The organism is Calothrix sp. NIES-2100, from assembly GCF_963875285.1.
Classification (GTDB): Bacteria; Cyanobacteriota; Cyanobacteriia; order Cyanobacteriales; family Nostocaceae; genus Aulosira.
The window spans coordinates 3,567,608-3,585,687 of the sequence record NZ_CAWNLA010000001.1 but is presented as its reverse complement, the minus strand read 5'-3'; the positions used below and the strand labels follow the sequence as shown (position 1 = coordinate 3,585,687).

Annotated in this window: 11 protein-coding genes; 4 read left to right on the top strand and 7 right to left on the bottom strand. The window is 42.9% G+C overall.

Annotated elements, in window-relative coordinates; translation table 11 throughout:
- The first annotated feature begins 142 nt into the window (after positions 1 to 142).
- Positions 143 to 1,474 carry a 5-histidylcysteine sulfoxide synthase gene (gene ovoA / locus AACU32_RS14815; RefSeq protein ID WP_096600671.1) on the top strand — a complete coding sequence of 444 codons (1,332 nt, stop codon included), beginning with the start codon at positions 143 to 145 and terminating at the stop codon, positions 1,472 to 1,474.
- Positions 1,475 to 1,641: 167 nt separating this feature from the next.
- On the opposite strand, the gene AACU32_RS14810 is transcribed toward ovoA, so the two are convergent.
- The gene (locus AACU32_RS14810) at positions 1,642 to 2,043 is read right to left on the bottom strand and encodes a hypothetical protein (RefSeq protein ID WP_096600669.1); all 402 of its coding nucleotides are present in this window, start codon (positions 2,041 to 2,043) and stop codon (positions 1,642 to 1,644) included.
- A gap of 399 nt (positions 2,044 to 2,442) precedes the next feature.
- Between AACU32_RS14810 and AACU32_RS14805 the strand changes: the two genes are divergently transcribed.
- Entirely contained in the window at positions 2,443 to 2,790 is a 348-nt protein-coding gene (locus AACU32_RS14805) for a hypothetical protein (RefSeq protein WP_096600667.1), read from the top strand.
- Between the two features lie 319 nt (positions 2,791 to 3,109).
- Here the strand turns inward: AACU32_RS14805 and AACU32_RS40725 are convergent, their stop codons facing one another.
- Positions 3,110 to 4,723 (bottom strand): caspase, EACC1-associated type, encoded by a 1,614-nt coding sequence (locus tag AACU32_RS40725; RefSeq protein ID WP_445223179.1) that lies wholly within the window; start codon positions 4,721 to 4,723, stop codon positions 3,110 to 3,112.
- A 526-nt stretch (positions 4,724 to 5,249) separates the two neighbouring features.
- Complete coding sequence (locus tag AACU32_RS14790) at positions 5,250 to 6,914, bottom strand: purple acid phosphatase family protein (protein ID WP_096600665.1); 1,665 nt, start codon at positions 6,912 to 6,914, stop codon at positions 5,250 to 5,252.
- A gap of 198 nt (positions 6,915 to 7,112) precedes the next feature.
- Here AACU32_RS14790 and AACU32_RS14785 point away from each other — a divergent pair, with 198 nt between their 5' ends.
- Positions 7,113 to 7,910, top strand: coding sequence for a peroxiredoxin-like family protein (locus AACU32_RS14785; RefSeq protein ID WP_096600663.1), 798 nt, complete (start codon positions 7,113 to 7,115; stop codon positions 7,908 to 7,910).
- A gap of 422 nt (positions 7,911 to 8,332) precedes the next feature.
- Here the strand turns inward: AACU32_RS14785 and AACU32_RS14780 are convergent, their stop codons facing one another.
- The 4 genes from AACU32_RS14780 to AACU32_RS14765 all read right to left on the bottom strand — a co-directional run bounded on the left by AACU32_RS14780 (position 8,333) and on the right by AACU32_RS14765 (position 17,385).
- Positions 8,333 to 8,971: a histidine phosphatase family protein gene (locus AACU32_RS14780; RefSeq protein ID WP_096600661.1), complete on the bottom strand. Its 639-nt coding sequence runs from the start codon at positions 8,969 to 8,971 to the stop codon at positions 8,333 to 8,335.
- Positions 8,972 to 9,109: 138 nt separating this feature from the next.
- Positions 9,110 to 11,809 (bottom strand): CHAT domain-containing protein, encoded by a 2,700-nt coding sequence (locus tag AACU32_RS14775; protein ID WP_096600659.1) that lies wholly within the window; start codon positions 11,807 to 11,809, stop codon positions 9,110 to 9,112.
- Positions 11,810 to 11,906: 97 nt separating this feature from the next.
- Positions 11,907 to 13,727, bottom strand: a complete 1,821-nt coding sequence (locus AACU32_RS14770) for a ShlB/FhaC/HecB family hemolysin secretion/activation protein (RefSeq protein WP_339377902.1) — start codon at positions 13,725 to 13,727, stop codon at positions 11,907 to 11,909.
- Positions 13,717 to 17,385, bottom strand: coding sequence for a two-partner secretion domain-containing protein (locus AACU32_RS14765; protein WP_096600655.1), 3,669 nt, complete (start codon positions 17,383 to 17,385; stop codon positions 13,717 to 13,719). The genes AACU32_RS14770 and AACU32_RS14765 overlap by 11 nt, the downstream gene beginning before the upstream one ends.
- Positions 17,386 to 17,527: 142 nt before the next feature.
- On the opposite strand from AACU32_RS14765, the gene AACU32_RS14760 reads away from it, so the two are divergent.
- Entirely contained in the window at positions 17,528 to 18,046 is a 519-nt protein-coding gene (locus tag AACU32_RS14760; RefSeq protein ID WP_339377901.1) for a COP23 domain-containing protein, read from the top strand.
- Positions 18,047 to 18,080: the final 34 nt, after the last annotated feature.

Here is an 18,080-nt window from a genome sequence, read left to right as displayed (position 1 = left end):
GGGACAAGAAATGCTATAGAATACCAATCTTATATCTTTCTTCGCTTACTCGGCGGTTAGTTAAAATTTTTATGCCCTTTAGGTTTGACATACCCTACCATTAATTTATCTACTGCTTTCATAACAGAAATTTGCTGACATTATGAATACTCTGCAATCTGCTCATCCGCCAAGGCTTGATAATTGCAATAACCAAACAATCCTCAATTATTTTGAGAATGCGTGGCAACTCGAAGACACCTTGATGAAAAGTCTGGTGGGGGAAGATACATTTTATCTCAATCCTGACCCATTGCGAAATCTTTTAATCTTTTATTTAGGACATTCGGCGGTTTTTTACATTAATAAATTAATCCGCGTCGAATTATTGTCCAGACGCTTGAATCCAGACTATGAAATTCTGTTTGAAATTGGGGTAGATCCGGAAATACCAGAAGAACTCAAAGATGCGATCGCTCATTTCAAATCGGCGCAAGTCCCACAGATTTGGGAGTACCGAAACAAAGCCTATGAAGTCATTTCGGAAGTGATTCAAAAAACGAAAATTACACTCCCAATTCATCCAAATCATCCCCTATGGGCGTTAATAATGGCGATTGAACACCAGCGAATTCACATTGAAACTTCTTCAATGTTAATTCGCCAACTTCCAATTGAGAAAGTCAAACGTCCCGAAAATTGGAAATATGCGCCTTTTAATGGTTACACTCCCGTTAATGAAATGATAGAAGTTGGGGGTGGGGTAGCAAAACTCGGTAAAGCCTTTGACGATCCAACTTATGGATGGGATATTGATTATGGTTCAAGTACTGTGGAAGTTGCACCTTTTTTAGCCAGTAAATATCTCATTACTAACGCCGATTTTCTCTATTTTGTCAAAGCTGGTGGCTACGAAAATCAAGAATATTGGGATGAAGCATCTTGGCGTTGGAAAACTCAATACAATATTCAATGTCCCAGATTTTGGTTACATGAAAATGGCAGTTATAAATATCGAGCCATGTTTGATGAAATGGATTTACCCTTAGATTGGCCAGTGGAAGTCAATCATTATGAAGCAATGGCTTACTGTCGCGCCCAAGGTAAAGATATCCGTTTAATGAGTGAAGCCGAATATAATTTAGCGACTTACGGTAATAATTCGGTAGCAGATGTAGACAATTACAATCTCAATTTCAAATTTGGCTCCCCCAGTCCCGTGGGTATGTTAGAAACCGCCAAAAGTCCCTCTGGATTGTACGATTTACGGGGTAATGTTTGGGAATGGTTAAGCGATAACTTAAACCCCCTTCCAGGATATCAACCTCATTTTCTTTATGAAGATAATTCAGCACTCTTTTTTGATACCAAACATCAGATGATGTTAGGGGGATGTTGGATAACTAATGGGACAGAAGCTTTAAAATATTATCGCAATTGGTTTCGACCAAATTTTTATCAGCATAGTGGGTTTAGAATTGTGAAAACCCAGTAAATCAGCGCCACTAATGTACATCATAGCCCCCTCCTCGCTTGCGGGGAACTCGGGGCCGCCTTTGGGGATTAGGGGCAGGGGTTGGGGGTGGGGTAAAATGCCTGTGGGATAAGCGTTAGAAGCTCAAAGCCACAAAAGATAGTACTTTTGACTTTTGCGCAGATATACTACTCGGTTACTACATTATCATTTGCTGTTTTCTCTGCGCTATTTTTATTTTTCAAGCGGGTTAATCTGCTTTTGCGGACACGTTCGCTTTGTTTAACGCCACCCGCAAGTTCATATTCATTGCTGTCTTTGCCATACTTTAAACCAACCCCAACCAGCATTTTATCGGAAATAATGTTTAAGGTTTTTTCCATGTCGTCAAGCTTGGTTCTAGAAGAGTCAATTACAGCAATAGCAGCATTATATTCATCAAGCATACTGTGAAACTGCTGTATTATTTGAGTCAGATTTTGTAAGTTGTAATTATCATCAAATGATATGTTTGGATCAATAGCTTTCAGTCCGGCAACTCTAAACTTAGCTTTTTCTAGAATCCGGGATGTACGTTTCTTTAAAGTCATAAATTTACTCCTTTTAGAGTTTTATATAGCTAGTTTGCCTCAATTAAGTTAGATTCTAGTTCAGCAAAAATATCCATTTTTTCACATAAATTTGGATTTATGTCCGTGATTTCTCGGAATTTATAGCGGTTCTCAGTTGGATGCAATACAAAATTATATCGTCGCGTGTAGGGGCATCGGCACTGCCGTGCCCTTACGAGTGTGGATAACACATATAATTTGTATTTTGCTATCCCCTTGACGAAATTATAGCGGTTCTCGTTTGGGTGCTATACACCATAGGGCACAGCATTGCTGTGCCCCTACGATTGATCTGTATTCTAAGCAATTGAGAACCGCTATAATCACCTAGTGCCGCTGCGCGGAAGTCAAAAGTCATCGCTTAAATTTTAATTCTTAATGGTCAAGGTTGAAGGTGATTTCCGAGAAAGAAATTACCTGTGTTGGCGAGTTTCGACACTTCGGCTAGCTCAGTGCATCGCTTCTCTGCGAGACGCTACGCGAACGCTCAACTCTCGACTCTGGAGTTGGTTGAGCGAAGTCGAAACCAACGGCGGCGGTATATTTATTCCTGTAAATCGCCTAAGTCTTAATGGTCAAGGTTTTGTTCTTAATGGTCGAGGTTTTGTTCTTAATGGTCGAGGTTTTGTTCTTAATGGTCAAGGTTTTGTTCTTAATGGTCAAGGTTTTATTCTTAATGGTCGAGGTTTTGTTCTTAATAGTCAAGGTTTTGTTCTTAATGGTTGAGGTTTTGTTCTTAATGGTCAAGGTTTAAGTCTTAATGTTGTAAAGTTGATGACTAAATTTTCTTGGCGATGCTAAAGACAGGCTACGCCTAGGCTGTAAACTCTTTGCCTGTTGGGTGAAAATTCATGCAACATATATGTCATTGCGAGCGGAGCGAAGCAATCGCCTGGGATTACTTCGCTCCGCTCGCAATGACTAGAGGGAGACTTTGCACGGAGAAAGAAACATAACTCCGCAGTGCCAGGTATCGGAAATCTGAAATGTTGATTCTACCGTGAATGAGGGGCTTGTAAAAAATCTTTATAAATTTCTGAAAGCCTTAAATGTTACAATTTTTAAGCCTGGATGCGAGAGAAGAGATACCCGGATCGCAATAGGTAGAGGTAAGTACCCCTCCGCCTCCCGGGAGGTGACCTCTAGGGGCAGAGGTATCATAAGTGTTGGTGTAACTTATCCACTTGCTTTTCACTCTCCATCCTACGCGATCGCTAAATTTTTCCCAGGCTTCTTCGTAATACTTACCGTCTGGCTTACCACCAACGCTCAAGTAAATTTCCTTTTGAACGCTGAAGCCAAAGCGTCCATTGCTATATTTTACCCATAAGCGGTCAATCGTGCGGAGGTCGGTACAAGGGAAGTTTAATAATTCTTCAGACGAAAAGTAATCACCTTCCTTCTTACCTAAAGCCTGAATCATCACTCGATATGTTTCATTATCAGCATCTTTCCACTTCCCTGCTGCTAGCAAGTCACGCAGTTTGCTATAGTCTACGCCTTTTTCAGAACTGAGGTCATCGTCTTCTTTAGCTGTTGGTTCTTTGGTGTCAATTGTTGAGATTGGCTTAATTGACTGCTGAGGAATTAAGCGATTATGTATAGCTGCAATATCCTCATCTCGAAGTTTGAGAATTTGCTGTAATCGCTTTAAATCATCAACAGTTCCATCACTGAGAGTTGGTTCTTCTTCTAATGCTTCAGTCAGGGTTTGTTCGTATTCCTGCAAGCTTTCCTGCAATTCACGGAATGGTTTGAGAACTTCTGCTTCTATCGCTGCTGCTATTTCCTGCTGTAACTTCAACTCCCTTTGTCTACGAATCAAAACCTTGCGTCCCACAACCGAGACGCGACCATTTCTAACACGTTGCTCAACTTCTTTGCGATACTCTAATTGCGGATCGCCTACTGGTGCTTTGGCTAGACGAATTGTATAACCTTCTTTAACTGCAAATATTTCTGGCTTCATTGCTGGTTTTGCTTCCTGCACCTTGCGCTTGGCATATTCATGCAGTTCAGCTACTGTAATGAAACCATCATTGTCACTATCAGCGGCTCCTTTTTCAATTCCCTCAACCAAATAGCGGGTGTAAACTCCGCCGCCTGAATCTTCAAAAGATTGTTGTGTAGCTGTTGATGAAGTTAACACGGCTCTACCTTCACCACCTAATTGCTCACGAATTTCATTTTTAATACTAAGATTAGCAACATCTTTGGCACTCATCCCCTCTGCAAAAGCACCACTAAAACAGCAGTCAAGAATTAAAACTTGTCGCTTAGACTTGCTGCGACTCATGTAATTTTGATGGATAAATTTAGCATCTACTGCTGTACCAATTCTGGGGAAACCTTGGGGATTGACTTGAGTGTTGCGGCTGATAAAAAATAGATTTCCGTCTTCATGTCTATAACCATGTCCAGAAAAATAAAGCAGCACTACGTCATCTTTCTGGCATTTTTCCATAAATAGCTGCTCAATTTCCGATCGCATGGTATCGGAATCAGGACTAGACAAAAATTTGACTTCATCAAATCCGCCTATCCCTGAATTCTCTAATACACGCTGCATTGCTTCAATATCTTTGACTACACCAGATAAGTTATTTATTTTTTGAGACTCATACTCACTCATCCCAATCAGCAATGCATATTTCGCCATTTTGCTTGCTTAGTTCCGTTAAAATACGCAAATTTTCTCTAATTCTATATTTTATACAGTATAAATCTCAAGGATTCCGTAAAATTGGGATGTTGCAGGTAATATAGCGGTTCTCGTTTGGATGCAATATACCATAGGGCACGGCAATGCTCATAGGTGTCAACTTAACGTGAAACCCATAGCCCGTCTCAGAATGAATTCTGAGTCTCATAGCAAAAGTCATCTAAAGATGACTGAAGATCCTGCAAAATCCTTAGCCTACTTTAGTAGGGGCGGGTTCACAGATATGCTCCCATAATTCACGACTATCTCGCTTAACCCGCCCCTACTTGAACTTTGATCCTTGGAATTCATTCCCAGGCGGGTGACAAAGCTAAGTTGTTCCACATTTAACTTACATAATTTGGGCGGGCAAGATGCCCACCCCACAAGATTTATTGACATTGTGTATATGTAAATTAGATGTGGTTTAGCTTATGAGAGAGTGCTTAAATATTTAGATGACAGCACTGAAGTGCTGACTACATTATTTCAACTTAAATTCATCAAACTTAACTACCTCAGAATCAGGTTTGCGCGTATCAAAACGGTAGCTGCTAATCGTACCTGTTCCCGTATCAAAAATACTAAAAACTGTGATGTCATTACTAGCAATATAAGGCATTGGTTTACCATCTTCCCCTAATAATGGGGCAATTGTTGGTACTATTGGTTCTAAATTATTAGGATCGCCCAAGACAACATATTCTTCTTGATATCCTATCGGAACTTCTCGCTTGTTATCACCCCAAGCTGCACCATAAGAGTTACCAACATTGGATGTTTCTAAAAAGTGCATTCCCGATGAGCTACAAAAGCGATTCCATAAATGAGAATGACCATATAAAACTAATTGCACATCAGCCGCTTCTAGTAACGGGATAACATCGCGGATAATATAATCAGCATCTTTGGGATATTCGTAACGCACTGCTTTGATGTTACCCAAATCATCGCGTTCAATTATCTGTACTGGATCTGTGTAAGCTGGAACAATATTATCACCCAAAGTATGGGGCGGATGATGAAACATCACAACTTTGTATTTCGCTTCTTTAAATTCATCACTATTCAGTTCTTGTTCTAGCCAATTGTACTGCTGACTACCTTTATTAATTGGTTCATAAATTAACTGTCCATAACCCCAATTTTCGGGATTATCTAAATCTTTTACTGCTTCTTTGTATCTACCTCGATACGGTGAATCAAATTTCGGCGTTCGCCACATATTTGTAATGTTAAGTACTACCAAACGCACATCACCAAAGGTAACAGCATAATATCGCTTTCCACCTGCTTTACTTGTTGGGAGGGTGAAAATCTCTTCGTAGGTATCAGTATTAAAGGAATTATCTTTTAAAGATTTACCGCTATATAATTTTTGCGCAACTGCACGGGGAATCGTATCATTAAATTCATCCCCTAAGCTGGGATTTCTTTGGAATCTTCCCATGACTTCATGATTGCCAATACAGGAAAACAATGGTGCATGTTGAATAATTTGTCCCCCGGTGTAGGTTGTATTTACACCGTCGTGGTTCATTGTATAGTTAGCGCGACCTTGCAAAGCGGGAAAAAACGCACCACCGCGATTATCATCAAACCATTCAGAAGCGCGATCGCTAATATTAACTAAATCACCAGCAAACCACACAGCATCAACTCGTCCGACTGTCTCCACCACCTTTTGCAGATTTGCTGCGGTCATCGGCTTGAGTTGATGGTCTGAGGTCAGTAAAATTTTTAATGGTGTCCCTGGTTTGGGATTAGGTGCAAGGGTAAAAACATCGCTGCTGACAGTTTCTCCATCTTCCCGCACACTCGTTACCCGATAATTCACCCGCACACCAGGCGTTAACCCAGTTACTTCAGCTTCATGTCGCCAAATGTCCCGCCAAAGCGTTTGTTGATACACTTGACCATTTTCGGTTTGGTTTGCAAAATGCGTAGGCGTAGCCCGCCGTAGGCATCGCTCATCTTCCCTGGTGCGACTCAGTTTAATTGTACTTGCCCTAGAAGTCAAAGCCAGATTATCGCCATAATTGACTAGATGTTGACTACCTGCAAATTCTGTAAACCAAACTACTCGCACTGAAGTTTCAGTTGGTAGCTGCAAAAATGGATCGGTCAGCAACTGCGGTGCTGATGTCATAATTGTTTCTCCAAATGAATGCACGCTTACCAGCGTAAAGCATATAGCCAGTATAATTAGTAAAAGACTGCATCTTTGGATTCTGTAACAACTCAATGGATAAGTCCCCCATCTGTTGGCTGAAGAAATTTATAACGGTTAATTCTCAATTAAAATTAGACTAAAATTGAATAGCTGAATAGCAATTAATTTCTTGTAATGAATCCCTACACTATCCTTAATCAGACCGAACTTCAGCTTGTTAGTGATGGCATGACCCGACCCCTACTAGAAAATTGCGACACTGCCTCACATATTCTGATTTTAGTCTGGCCACAACTTGGGGATTTTGATAGTCTTGAATATGCATGGTGGTTACAGCGCAAAGCTACACAATTACCACCGGAAAAACTCGCTATTCGTGCAGTGGGAATTGGCGATCGCGCTTCTGGAATAAAATTCTGTGAATATACAGGATTTCCACCCCAAAATCTATTTGTTGCACCTAATGCAGAACTACATCACCAACTCAAACTTTATTCAGGTCTGAATCTTTCTGTTCCTGGACTTTCTGTATCAGTGAAAGCTTGGCTAAATCTAATGTTAATGTGTGCAGGGTTTGGAAGTCCGGGAACGCTAAGAGAAGTTTTTCGGGGATACACGGGAGATCGTCAAGCTGCTCAACTGGTTGAAGATGATGAAATTATTCAAGGCACTCCTCTACCTGCTTTTAAAGGCTCGTTTTTCCAATTAGCTGGCGGAAATGGTTTTCAACGTCCCTTTGAATTAGCTACTCTACGGCTACGAAATATGATGGAAGTTCTGAGCAATTGGCAGACTTATGTACCAAATTCTGCCTACTTAACTCAACGCGGTGGGACTTTTCTATTTGATAGCAAAGGTCAGTTACTTTACTCTCATCGAGATCCAGGAATTTTGGGCTTTGCTGCTAATATGAGTCAGCCCCTCTCCTTTTTATCCTTAATTGAAATAGATAGCTTTACCTCAACTCACTGATTACTAATTACTGCGCCATACAGATTATATAGCGGTTTTCGGTTGAGTCCAATACACTCTTGAGGGCACGGCAGTGCCCATACGTGTCAACTTAACGTTTAACCCTTGCCAAGATGTAATGAGCGAATTCTCTCACTTAACATCATGATCCGCGTCACCCCACCCCGGCTTTGCTGACGCAAAACCTCCCCTCCCCGCAAGCGGGGAGGGGATTGAGGGGTGGGGTAAAATGCCTGTGGAATAAGCGTTTTGACTTAAGTTGACACCAATGGGCACTGCCGTGCCCCTACCCGCTAAACCACATCTATTTTGAGAACCATAGTTTTAAAAGTAGTGGGAGCATCTTGCTCCCTGCTCTTCGTAGCGGGCAAGATGCCCGCACTACTCCAGGTTTCAAAATGGACGAGGTTTAGTAGGGAATATTATGTTCCTGGACGAGAGCGAATATGATCGGGTAGATGATGGCGATCGCCTAAGATTTCTAGCAAAGGACCATTAACGTCAAATTTAACCATACTTACCGACGCGACCAAAATATTCACCCGATAGCGATAGCGTCCCAAATCAATTCCCAGTAAACTGCAAAGCATAATCCGAATCGTGGCTTTATGGGAAACTACTAAAACATTACCTTGGGGATGTTTTTCTTGAATTTCCGCAATTACAGGCATAGAACGGTTAGCAATCTCTACCGCAGTTTCTCCGCCTAGTGGTGCATTCCAAGCAGGTTCTGTCATCCATTTGAGATAATTTTGGGCGTAATTCTCTTGAGCAAACGATTTACTCTTACTTTCCCATTCGCCGTAACTACCTTCTCTAAGTCCGTCACGCAACTGCATATCCATACCGATAGCATCACAAAAAGGCTTGGCAGTTGCAATTGTCCGCTTCATCGGGCTAACATAAACGGCTTCCCACTTCAACTTTTGATAAACATTGGCAAAACTCTCTGCCATCTGCATCCCTTCAGAGGTCAACTCCGCATCAGTTTTACCGCAGAAATTACCACTTTGACTAAAAGTAGTTTCTCCATGTCGCAATAGATATAAATTGAGTGTCATGGCTTGTATCGCGATTAAGATAAAGGAGTTTTTGCAACAATAAACTACCATCAATCTAGCAATCTTTTCTGTACCGCCAGGACAAAGTAATCAACCAACAAAGTCAATCAACCACAAACTTTTGGCGCTTCGCGATTTTTATTGCCAATTGCCCACCAAAACATAAGGCGCCCAATAATAAGGATGGGGAGGAAGATTTTTCAATTCTGGGAAAGGTGGATTCGATTTCAAAGATTCTAATAGCGATAGTTGGGCGGTTCTGAGGGCTTCTATTTGTTTGTTTCCGGGCTTTTTGAGGTTTTGGTAGAATTGACCCATGAATAATGCTGTAGAAGTATCTCCCACAGGCCAAAGACTCGCAAGTGTACTATGGGCGCCGGAGCGAACAGCCATACCAGCTAAGCCTAAAACAGCGCGTTCATCGCCTGTGGCGGTTTCGCAGGCGCTCAACACTAGTAGTTCTATGTTTGTACCCGATTCTTTTAACAACTTACTCAACTCACCGATACTGATGCTTTTTCCATCTCCTGTTATAATAAAATTCCGCTGGGGATTGGAACTAAACAACCCATGAGTTGCTAAGTGAACAACTGGGAAGTTTGATTTTAGCTGTTTTTCAATAGTTTTGCTGGTAAACTCTTGATTTAGCAGCTTTTGGGAAGCGGGAAAAGTTTGTTTAATTTGCTCTAATTCTTTGGGTACATTAACTAGTGCAGCAAAAAATTCTCCTTGCACGTTAATTTGTTCGCTAACTCCAGCCGCTAATACTTTCAACTGTTTTCTGGGAAATTTTTGCGGAGAGATTAGTTGCAAGCTAGGAACCAGGGCGACGCTATATTTTTCGATGAGATATTTTTGTCCATCATAAAGTGCAGCTATTGGTACTCGCTGCAATCTCCCATTTAAGACAAAGACTAAGTTATTAATTTTGTTGGTATTTAACTGGCTCTCGAAAGGTTTAATTAACCAGTTATAAACTTCTGTGAGAATTGGTAACAATGTCTCAATATTTTCTTTTAATTCTCTGGGGTTGGGGTTAGAAGTAGAGAAAATATTGCGGGCTGAATTATTGATAGTAACGTTGTCTAAATAATCATAAAGTCGGTCTAAAGTTTCATTAACTTCTGATTCACTGAGAGGAATTTTTACTTCTTGTAAGGGATTCCCTGCTACAGACAGAATCACTTCTAAGCGGTCTGGTAACACAATGGGATAGATAACAGCAGCAGATGGATCAATATTATCAATTTGCACCGCAACATTTGCGGTTTCGGAACATGGGTCTTGAAAGAAGTTATCTAGTTCTGCTAATTGTAGAGACTCTATGACTCGGCGAGCTAATTCTAAACTTTCTTGGGAATTTTTGTTTTCAGCTTTTTCTTGCTTACGGCTGGGATTGGGTACGATGAGGTAATTTAATTCTTCTTTGCTGAGATTTGATTTTAAAAGCAAATCGACTAATTCTACATATACAGGTTTAACTTCTTGGAGAAAGTCAAATTGGACATCTTGATTGTTAGCATTTAAATCGCTGCGCAGAGATTGGAGAGTATTGAAGGCGGCGGTATAAGCGGCGATCGCTCCTTTGGAATCTTTCTGTTTTCGTAGTAAACGCCCTAACTGGGATTGCCAAAGATAAGTAATTTCCCTCGCATCACCATTGATATTTTGTTCCTGAGCTAATATCAGTGCTTGCTGCGTCAGTTTAGTTGCTTGAGTTAAGTCCCCTTGTTGATGATAAAATTTTCCTAGGTAGCCTAGGGCGTAAGTTTGGGATCGTCTATCTTGTAGAGTCCGCGCCTGTTGCAGTGCATTTTTTAATAAAGCTTCAACCTCTGATGTTTGGGCGCTTTGCATTAAAGATTCAGCAAAGTTAATTTGGGCATAGATGACAGCGCGACTAGGAGTCAGAGTCAGCAAATTCGGTGCAATTTGATTTTGCAATGTTTGTGCATCTTGACTCAGCTGTAACTGTAAATCAGAGATGAAATCTTTTGAGCGTTGGATTAATTTAGATTCAGCAAATCTCGTCCACGAAGCAATCCGGCGGTTAGTTTGTTCACCCCACCACCTTTGCATTTCTAGTAATAGCTGGAAATGATTAAGTTGCGCTTGAATTTTGGGAATGGGTGGCGCTGATGGGATATTTGCTGCTTGCTGATAGTAGTTAAAAGCTTGTTGGTAAGGCGCTAGTGCATCAGAGACAGATTTACGATCAATAATTTCCGTCACCACATCATAATCCCAGCGATCGCGGATTTGGTTACCTAAAGCGCGTTCGGTGTTACCTAAACTCAATAGCACAGCGCTTTTTGCTGGTGATTCGGGAATCGATGCTAAACTTAAGAGCAAAATTTCTTGCGACTTTTGCAACAACCCCTGTCTGCGCAGCACATCACCCAGACTCTGCAAACCAATTGCTTGAGTGAGAGTCAGAGAATCTCGTTTTGGCGTCAGAGTTTTCTGGAGTTGCTCAATTTGGCTTTGACTACAGTTGGGGTTATTGATGGCAAAAGCATCAAGTAAAGTATTACAAGCCTTGGGATAAAGCCCTAAATCTTGCAAAGCCTGAGACTTATTGATCAGACTTTTACTCATCCCCTCGCGATCGCCAATTTTTCGATAAGCCTCAGCCGCTTTTTGCCATAACTGTGCTGCTGCTGCTAAGTCTCCCCCATTGTAGCGGCGTTCACCTTCTGTGGCTAACTCTAAAGCATTGGCAGGCTGGGTAAATTGTACACTATCAGAATTCGACCAAGCGGGGATACTGAAACTCGATAACAGTCCCAATAAGCCTGAAAAAATGAAAATTAATAGACGACGGTATTTTTTTGTCATTTGTCATTTGTCATTTGTCATTTGTCATTTGTCATTTGTCCCCCTCATCCCTCTAGCCCCTAACCCCTAGTCCCTAGCCCCTAACCCCTAACCCCTCTCAAAACGCTTTATACTCCAATTGAAAATACACGCCGTTGTCTTGCCATGTCCGCTTGTCAGTATCAATATTGACCAATGGTATACCCCAATCAAGGCGGGCTGTGAATCGGTCGCCCATTTGCCAAAGTAAGCCTAATCCCGTACCTACTAGGGTGTTGGGGTGGGGATTTTCTCTATCTGTATTCCAAACAGTACCAACATCGATAAATGGTGCGACTTGTAAAGTTCCTTGCACTTCTGGGAAGCGGGCGATCGGTAATCGCAGTTCTGCGGAGGCAAAAATGCCATTGTCGCTGAGTAAAGTATCTTGGCGATAACCGCGCACTGTTCCTTGACCGCCTAAACTAAACTGTTCAATGGAAAGCAGAGAGCTAGTTGCCAATTGCACATTAGAACGCAACAATAATGTCGGGGCGATCGCTGTTTGGGTATTTGGCTGACCGAGGAGGCGTAAATAAATCATTTGTCCCCGCCAGAGGAAATAACGGCTATCTGGTTCAGTGTTATTAATTGTGGCTCTAAAGGCTCCAATCCCCAAATTAAATTCCGAACGCGCCGCGAAGACTTCTTGACGACTCCGCTGTAGCCATTCTTGGGCAAAACTCAATTCTGATACCCGTGTTTCTCCTTGGTTGTCAGCCCCAGGAAATACGGGAAACTTCACGCCTTGAATGGAAGAATCACTTTCCCTTCTCGCGGCGCTGAAACTCAAGGTGAGTTCTTGGCTGACTTCTGGGGTAGCTGTTTGCAGGATCGGTTGACGAAAAGTTAGTTCAAACTCACGAGAATCTACCTCGATATTCAAATCATTAAACGGGGGTTCAATAATTTTGTTGTTGCTAATCCGGTAGTTAAAAGCAACGCTGCCATTACGTGGATTTACAGGCAAAGTATAGCTGCCTTCAAAGCTATTGCTGCCATCGGTATTTTTGTAAGTAAAATTTAAGCGATCGCCTATTCCCAAGAGGCTAGCTTCTGATAATGCTATACCGCGCTCCAAACTCCCAACACTAGGGTTACGGTTATTATTAACATTGACTATGGCGTTGAAAGTTCTCGCTGCCTTGACTGTGACTGTAAGCGAATTTACACCGGGCTTAGTCCCCGCAGTAAGTTCAGCATCTAAGCTTTCAATCAGGGGATTGACTTGCAATAGTTGCAACGCTTCTTGGAGACGGTTGATATTCAGGGGTTTTTGAGTAGCGATCGCAATTCGACTCCGGACATAATCAGAGTTCAGCCGTCCTTTGGTAACATTGACTTGAATATCTTCTAAACTGCCTTCTACTACCTGAACTTTAATGATACCTGAGCGAAATTCTTGCGCTGGGATATAAGCACCAGAGGTAATATACCCTTTTTGCACATACAGGGCAGTGATTTGATTAGCAGCTTTGAGGAGTTCAGCAAAGGTAATCGGTTTGTTGGTAAAATTAGCGATCGCCGAATTTAACTCTTCTTGACTAAAGGCAGTATTCCCCACAAACTCGAACTTCTGCACCGTGATACTCCCAGGAATATCCAGAACTTCATCCGGAGTTGGCGGTGGGGTAGGCTGTATTTGAATCGGTGTATTTGTTGGTGGGAGGGGTAATGGTTGCGGTTGTTCCGGTGGCTGTGGGGTAACAGGATTAATCGATTGGGCGTAAACAGAGTTTGTCTGATACAAAAGATGCAACAGCAGCATCAAGCTCAAACAAGGAGACAAAGAAAATCTCTGTCGCCAAACACTCACCCCCACAGCAATTTTTATCCTCTGCAACTTTGCGACTGGGCGTGAGATAAAAGTAACCTCATCCCACCTCTGTTTAATTCTCATGACAATTAGATGAAGTTAACCCAGAATTATAAGGACTCGGATTAGGTGATTGACTGGCGAGAACTACCACACCTTGAGAATTCATATACCAACCTCTTGCAGGTAGTGGTAGTTGGGAAGTATTCTGCACCTCTTTTGCAGCACTAGCAGTCGGCTGAAAACTAATTAAAGCCCCACTACTTAGCTGTTCGCTTGGACGAGGTGGTAAACCTCCCCGTCCGGTGATGGTAAACTCGCTGCGATTTTGACTGGTTGTCGCGCGACAAGCTTGGGCTACAACTTGTTCAGGTTTCGCTACTTCTTGCGGTATATCGACAACTTCAAAGTTATTGGCGGCTTCTGGTGTATTGATGCTGATTTGTCCAGCGATTCCGAGTTGGGAACTAGCACTAATTTGGCAAGTTAAACAGACAAAGATTCCTCTAGTGTTGATGCTGATATTTCCTCCCCTTCCCTCCACAGCATCAGCAGTAATCTTACTTCCTTCCAGCAACGCCACAAAGTTGGCGGGACTAAAGCCAGTAATGTTGATATTACCCCCGTTACCACTGCCGCCGGCGGTAGCAGATATCTGACTGTTATGGCGCATCAGTACAGAACGTGTTTGCAGGGAAATGTTACCACCTTCACCAGATGTGGTCGCAGCAGATATGGTTCCTTGATTATCCAACAGGATAGAGTTAGCTACTACTTGCAAATTACCTGCATTTCCCGTCCCTAAACTTTGCACATCAATTTTTGCCCCATCCCGGACAATTAACTTGTCTGTAAACAGCTTGATGTCGCCCGAAGCACCAGTGGCTTGGAGTTCTGGTAAGTTAGCCCGACCAGCCGCCGCCGATATACTTCCTAATGTCAAGTCTCCGACGGTCTTACCACTTAGTTCAATGGACTCGGAAGCGTTGACAGTTAGAGTTCCCCCTGTACCAGCGCCCAAAGTAGCAGTTGATGCATCTGCCCCTTCGCGGAGAATCAACTTCTTGGTAGAAATCGTTAAATCTCCTGAACGAGAAGCACTAAACCCTGTAGTTCCCAAACCACTGGGAAATCTCGGATCGGGTAAGACTCCCGCAATTTCTACAGAGTCGCGAGCATTAACCGTGACATTGCCGCCCGGCCCCCCAAATGGAATCACACCCGCAGGGGTGGAACTTCCTGTATTACTGCCAATCACCCCGTCTTCGACAAACAGTTTGCCGGTATCAATTTGCAGGTCGCCACCCTTTCCTGTACCGAAGGTAGTATTGGTGTAGATACCAGTTAACAGCGCGGCTCCTGGTGGGGTTCTCTGTATTTGTATCGTGTCAGCAGCGTTAATTTCAATATTTCCACCTTGACCATTCCCTAAGGTGGCGCTGACGAAGGTGGCGCCATCTTGCAATGACAATTGCTTGGTATCAATTTTGATGTTACCTGCTGTGCCAGTACTGCCGATGACATTTCCAGTTTGGATGGCAGAACCATTCAAGTCTACGAAGTCGGAGGCACGAATATTCAGATCCCCGCCTATTCCCCCAGTAAATGTCAGATTAAATATGATGGCTCCGTTACGCATAATTAAGGAGGGAGTCTCAAGATTGAGGTCACCGGAAGTACCCGCACCGGCAGTGCTAATAAAAATGCCAGTTCCCCGGTCAGTGGGCTTGAGTGTGCCCAAAAGCGCTCCGACTTGAAAAGTACCTTGCATCTGTGCAAATCCATCGCCCAATATTTCTACTGAGTCGGTAGCGCGGATATTAATATCTCCTCCCGTACCATCACCAAAAGTTGATGCAGATAAGAAGGCGCGATCGCCAATTGTCAACTTACCTGTATCTATTATCAAGTTACCACCAGAGCCTGTACCTAGATTGTCCGCCGTGATCTTTCCTTGACTATTCAGTAAAATCGAGCCAGCATTCACCCGCAGCGTTCCTGCATCCCCCGTGCCATCATTCCTCACTGTCACTTGCGCACCATCTGTGACCAGCAATTGCCCAGTGTTAATTGTCACATCTCCAGAGTCTCCACTCGGTACAGGGGGCACTTGCAATAACTGTTGCAAAGCCGGATCAACAATGTTGCCGCTGGAGATGATCAGACTGGGATTAACAGAGCCAGGAACTGTCCCACTCACCTCTACAGCATCCTGAGCGTTAATCGTCACACTCCCAGCAGTGCCACTAGCTAAGGTGGAAGCATCCACTCTCCCGCCATCTTTGACGACCAAACGCTGAGTATTGATTGTCACGCTGCCCGCTTTTCCTGGGCCGCCAGTACCCGCCGTGACTGTGCTGGGGGTGAAAACGCCTGGTGTCACGCCAATCAGTTCTACCAACTTGGCGGCATTTAAAGTCAGATTACCACCATCGCCTGTACCAGCGGTGACGGAGGAAATACTTCCTCCTGAAAGTGCCGTCAACTGCTGTGTTGATATAGTCAGCGTTCCCGCATCACCCGCTCCAAAAGTTGAGGCAGTAATATTACTGAATCGACTTGGATTAAATGGTGAAAATCCTAACACTTTCACAGAATCTGCTGCTCTGATATCGACATTACCACCAGGAGCAGGAGTGTAAGTAGCCGCAGAGATCACTGCCCCATCTTGAACCAGTAAGCTGGGGGTAGAAACAATAATATCGCCACTCCTACCACCGCCAATAGTTTCTGTAAATAAGTTGCTGGAAATCTGTCCGTTTGTTGTAGTGCCAATCAAGGACAAGGATTCAGAGGCATTGACATTAATACCGCCTGCTGCTTCAGTACCCAGAGTTTGAATTAATACAACTGAGCCATCGCTAACGGCAATGTTTCTTCCTTGCAGCTGAATTGAGCCACTACCTATGCCACTGGTATCTGCTAATGCTTTTTGCGATAGGGAAATATCCTGAAAGTTGCTCACTCCCTGATAGCCTAAATTCCAGCCTTGAGGGCTGGGATCAAGACTTACCAAGCCACCACCTACGCTACCTAAATCAATGCGTCCGCCCTCGGCTGTAACAGTTCCACCCTCAAAGAAAATTCCCCCACCTACCAAGGCTAAGGTATTTCCTGGTTGCACCTCCAACCCGGTGCTGTCCCCCCTAGTGAATGGTGAGAATATCGGACTTTGCAAAGTTATGTTATGCCCATTCCCTTGGACACGAATCGGTTGCGGATTTTGCCCAAATTGCAAGCCAATGGGTACGCTAATTGTGAGTCCAGGGGAAGCTGAATCAGTGGCGCTAAATTCTGCACCATCAGCAAATTTGATACTATTGGCCGTACTTGCCAAAAACGAGCCACCAATATTCAGTTGGGCATTGGCACCAAAGTTAATGCCACTGGGATTGATCAGGATAAAATTAGCACCGAAGTTTTCTCTGATTAAGCCATCAATCTGGGAAATTGACCCACCGGTGACTCGACTGATGATGTTGGTAATGTTATTAATATTTGTGCTGTTTTTGAAAAAAGCCTCGCCACCATTGGGAACAGAGAATTCCTGAAAGCTATGAAAAAGATTGTTACCTAATTGTGTTCCTCCAGTAACTTCAAATAATTTACCAGATTGCGTAATATTGCTTGGAATAGGAAGTGTGTTATCTGACGATATTTGAGCTTTACAGGGGAAACTAGCAAATATACAGCAGATATAAATACTACCAGTAAATAAAATTTGGCGAGGTACTTGTTTCATTTTGCACAGGGGAAAAATCAATCCCACGGGAAAATTACTTGATGTTTTTTTAGTTTAATTTAGGTAAAATTAACTAAAAAGAATAATATTATTGAGTCTATATTCAAGCCTAAATATCGGTCAAGAAAGGGAGTTAAGTAATATGAACAAGTGGCAGTGGTGGCTAAGTATGGGGACAGTGCCAATATTAGCTCTGGGTGCTGTAGCCGCACTCTCCGCGCCGAGCAAGGCTAGCAACGTGCAAGTCACTTGCAAGACTAATGCCAGTACACCAACCGTGGTTTTGACTTTGATTCAAGCCGGAACTGCTAAAGATTACACTATGTTGAAATTTATTCCGAAATACTTCTCATCTACGGATGCTGTGGAAGATTGCCAGAATACAGCTAAAACTTTACAGAATATTTATGATACGGGTAGTTCTAAATACTTAACAACTGATAAGCTGAAAAACCAACCTGTTGTCTGTGCTGTAGAACGCAGAGGGATCGGTTGCGATCATTACAGTGCTCAAGTTTTATTTAGTTTAAAACCAGCTGATAACCCCTCTCAAGCTTTATACGAAATGTTGGGTAAAGATTTCAAGCAAGCACAACGTCCAGATGTCCGGACTATTAGCCGTACTTACACGGAGACAAAACCTTTTTGGTGGCCATTTTAACAAAAAGGCTATTGGGCATGGGGCATGGGGCATA

Coding starts and splice junctions, on each gene's coding strand:
- AACU32_RS14775 (WP_096600659.1), bottom strand. CDS start 11,809: ATGACAAAAAAATACCGTCGTCTATTAATTTTCATTTTTTCAGGCTTA.
- AACU32_RS14760 (WP_339377901.1), top strand. CDS start 17,528: ATGAACAAGTGGCAGTGGTGGCTAAGTATGGGGACAGTGCCAATATTA.
- AACU32_RS14790 (WP_096600665.1), bottom strand. CDS start 6,914: ATGACATCAGCACCGCAGTTGCTGACCGATCCATTTTTGCAGCTACCA.
- AACU32_RS14765 (WP_096600655.1), bottom strand. CDS start 17,385: ATGAAACAAGTACCTCGCCAAATTTTATTTACTGGTAGTATTTATATC.
- AACU32_RS14785 (WP_096600663.1), top strand. CDS start 7,113: ATGAATCCCTACACTATCCTTAATCAGACCGAACTTCAGCTTGTTAGT.
- AACU32_RS14805 (WP_096600667.1), top strand. CDS start 2,443: ATGGTCAAGGTTGAAGGTGATTTCCGAGAAAGAAATTACCTGTGTTGG.
- AACU32_RS40725 (WP_445223179.1), bottom strand. CDS start 4,723: ATGGCGAAATATGCATTGCTGATTGGGATGAGTGAGTATGAGTCTCAA.
- AACU32_RS14810 (WP_096600669.1), bottom strand. CDS start 2,043: ATGACTTTAAAGAAACGTACATCCCGGATTCTAGAAAAAGCTAAGTTT.
- AACU32_RS14770 (WP_339377902.1), bottom strand. CDS start 13,727: ATGAGAATTAAACAGAGGTGGGATGAGGTTACTTTTATCTCACGCCCA.
- AACU32_RS14780 (WP_096600661.1), bottom strand. CDS start 8,971: ATGACACTCAATTTATATCTATTGCGACATGGAGAAACTACTTTTAGT.
- ovoA (WP_096600671.1), top strand. CDS start 143: ATGAATACTCTGCAATCTGCTCATCCGCCAAGGCTTGATAATTGCAAT.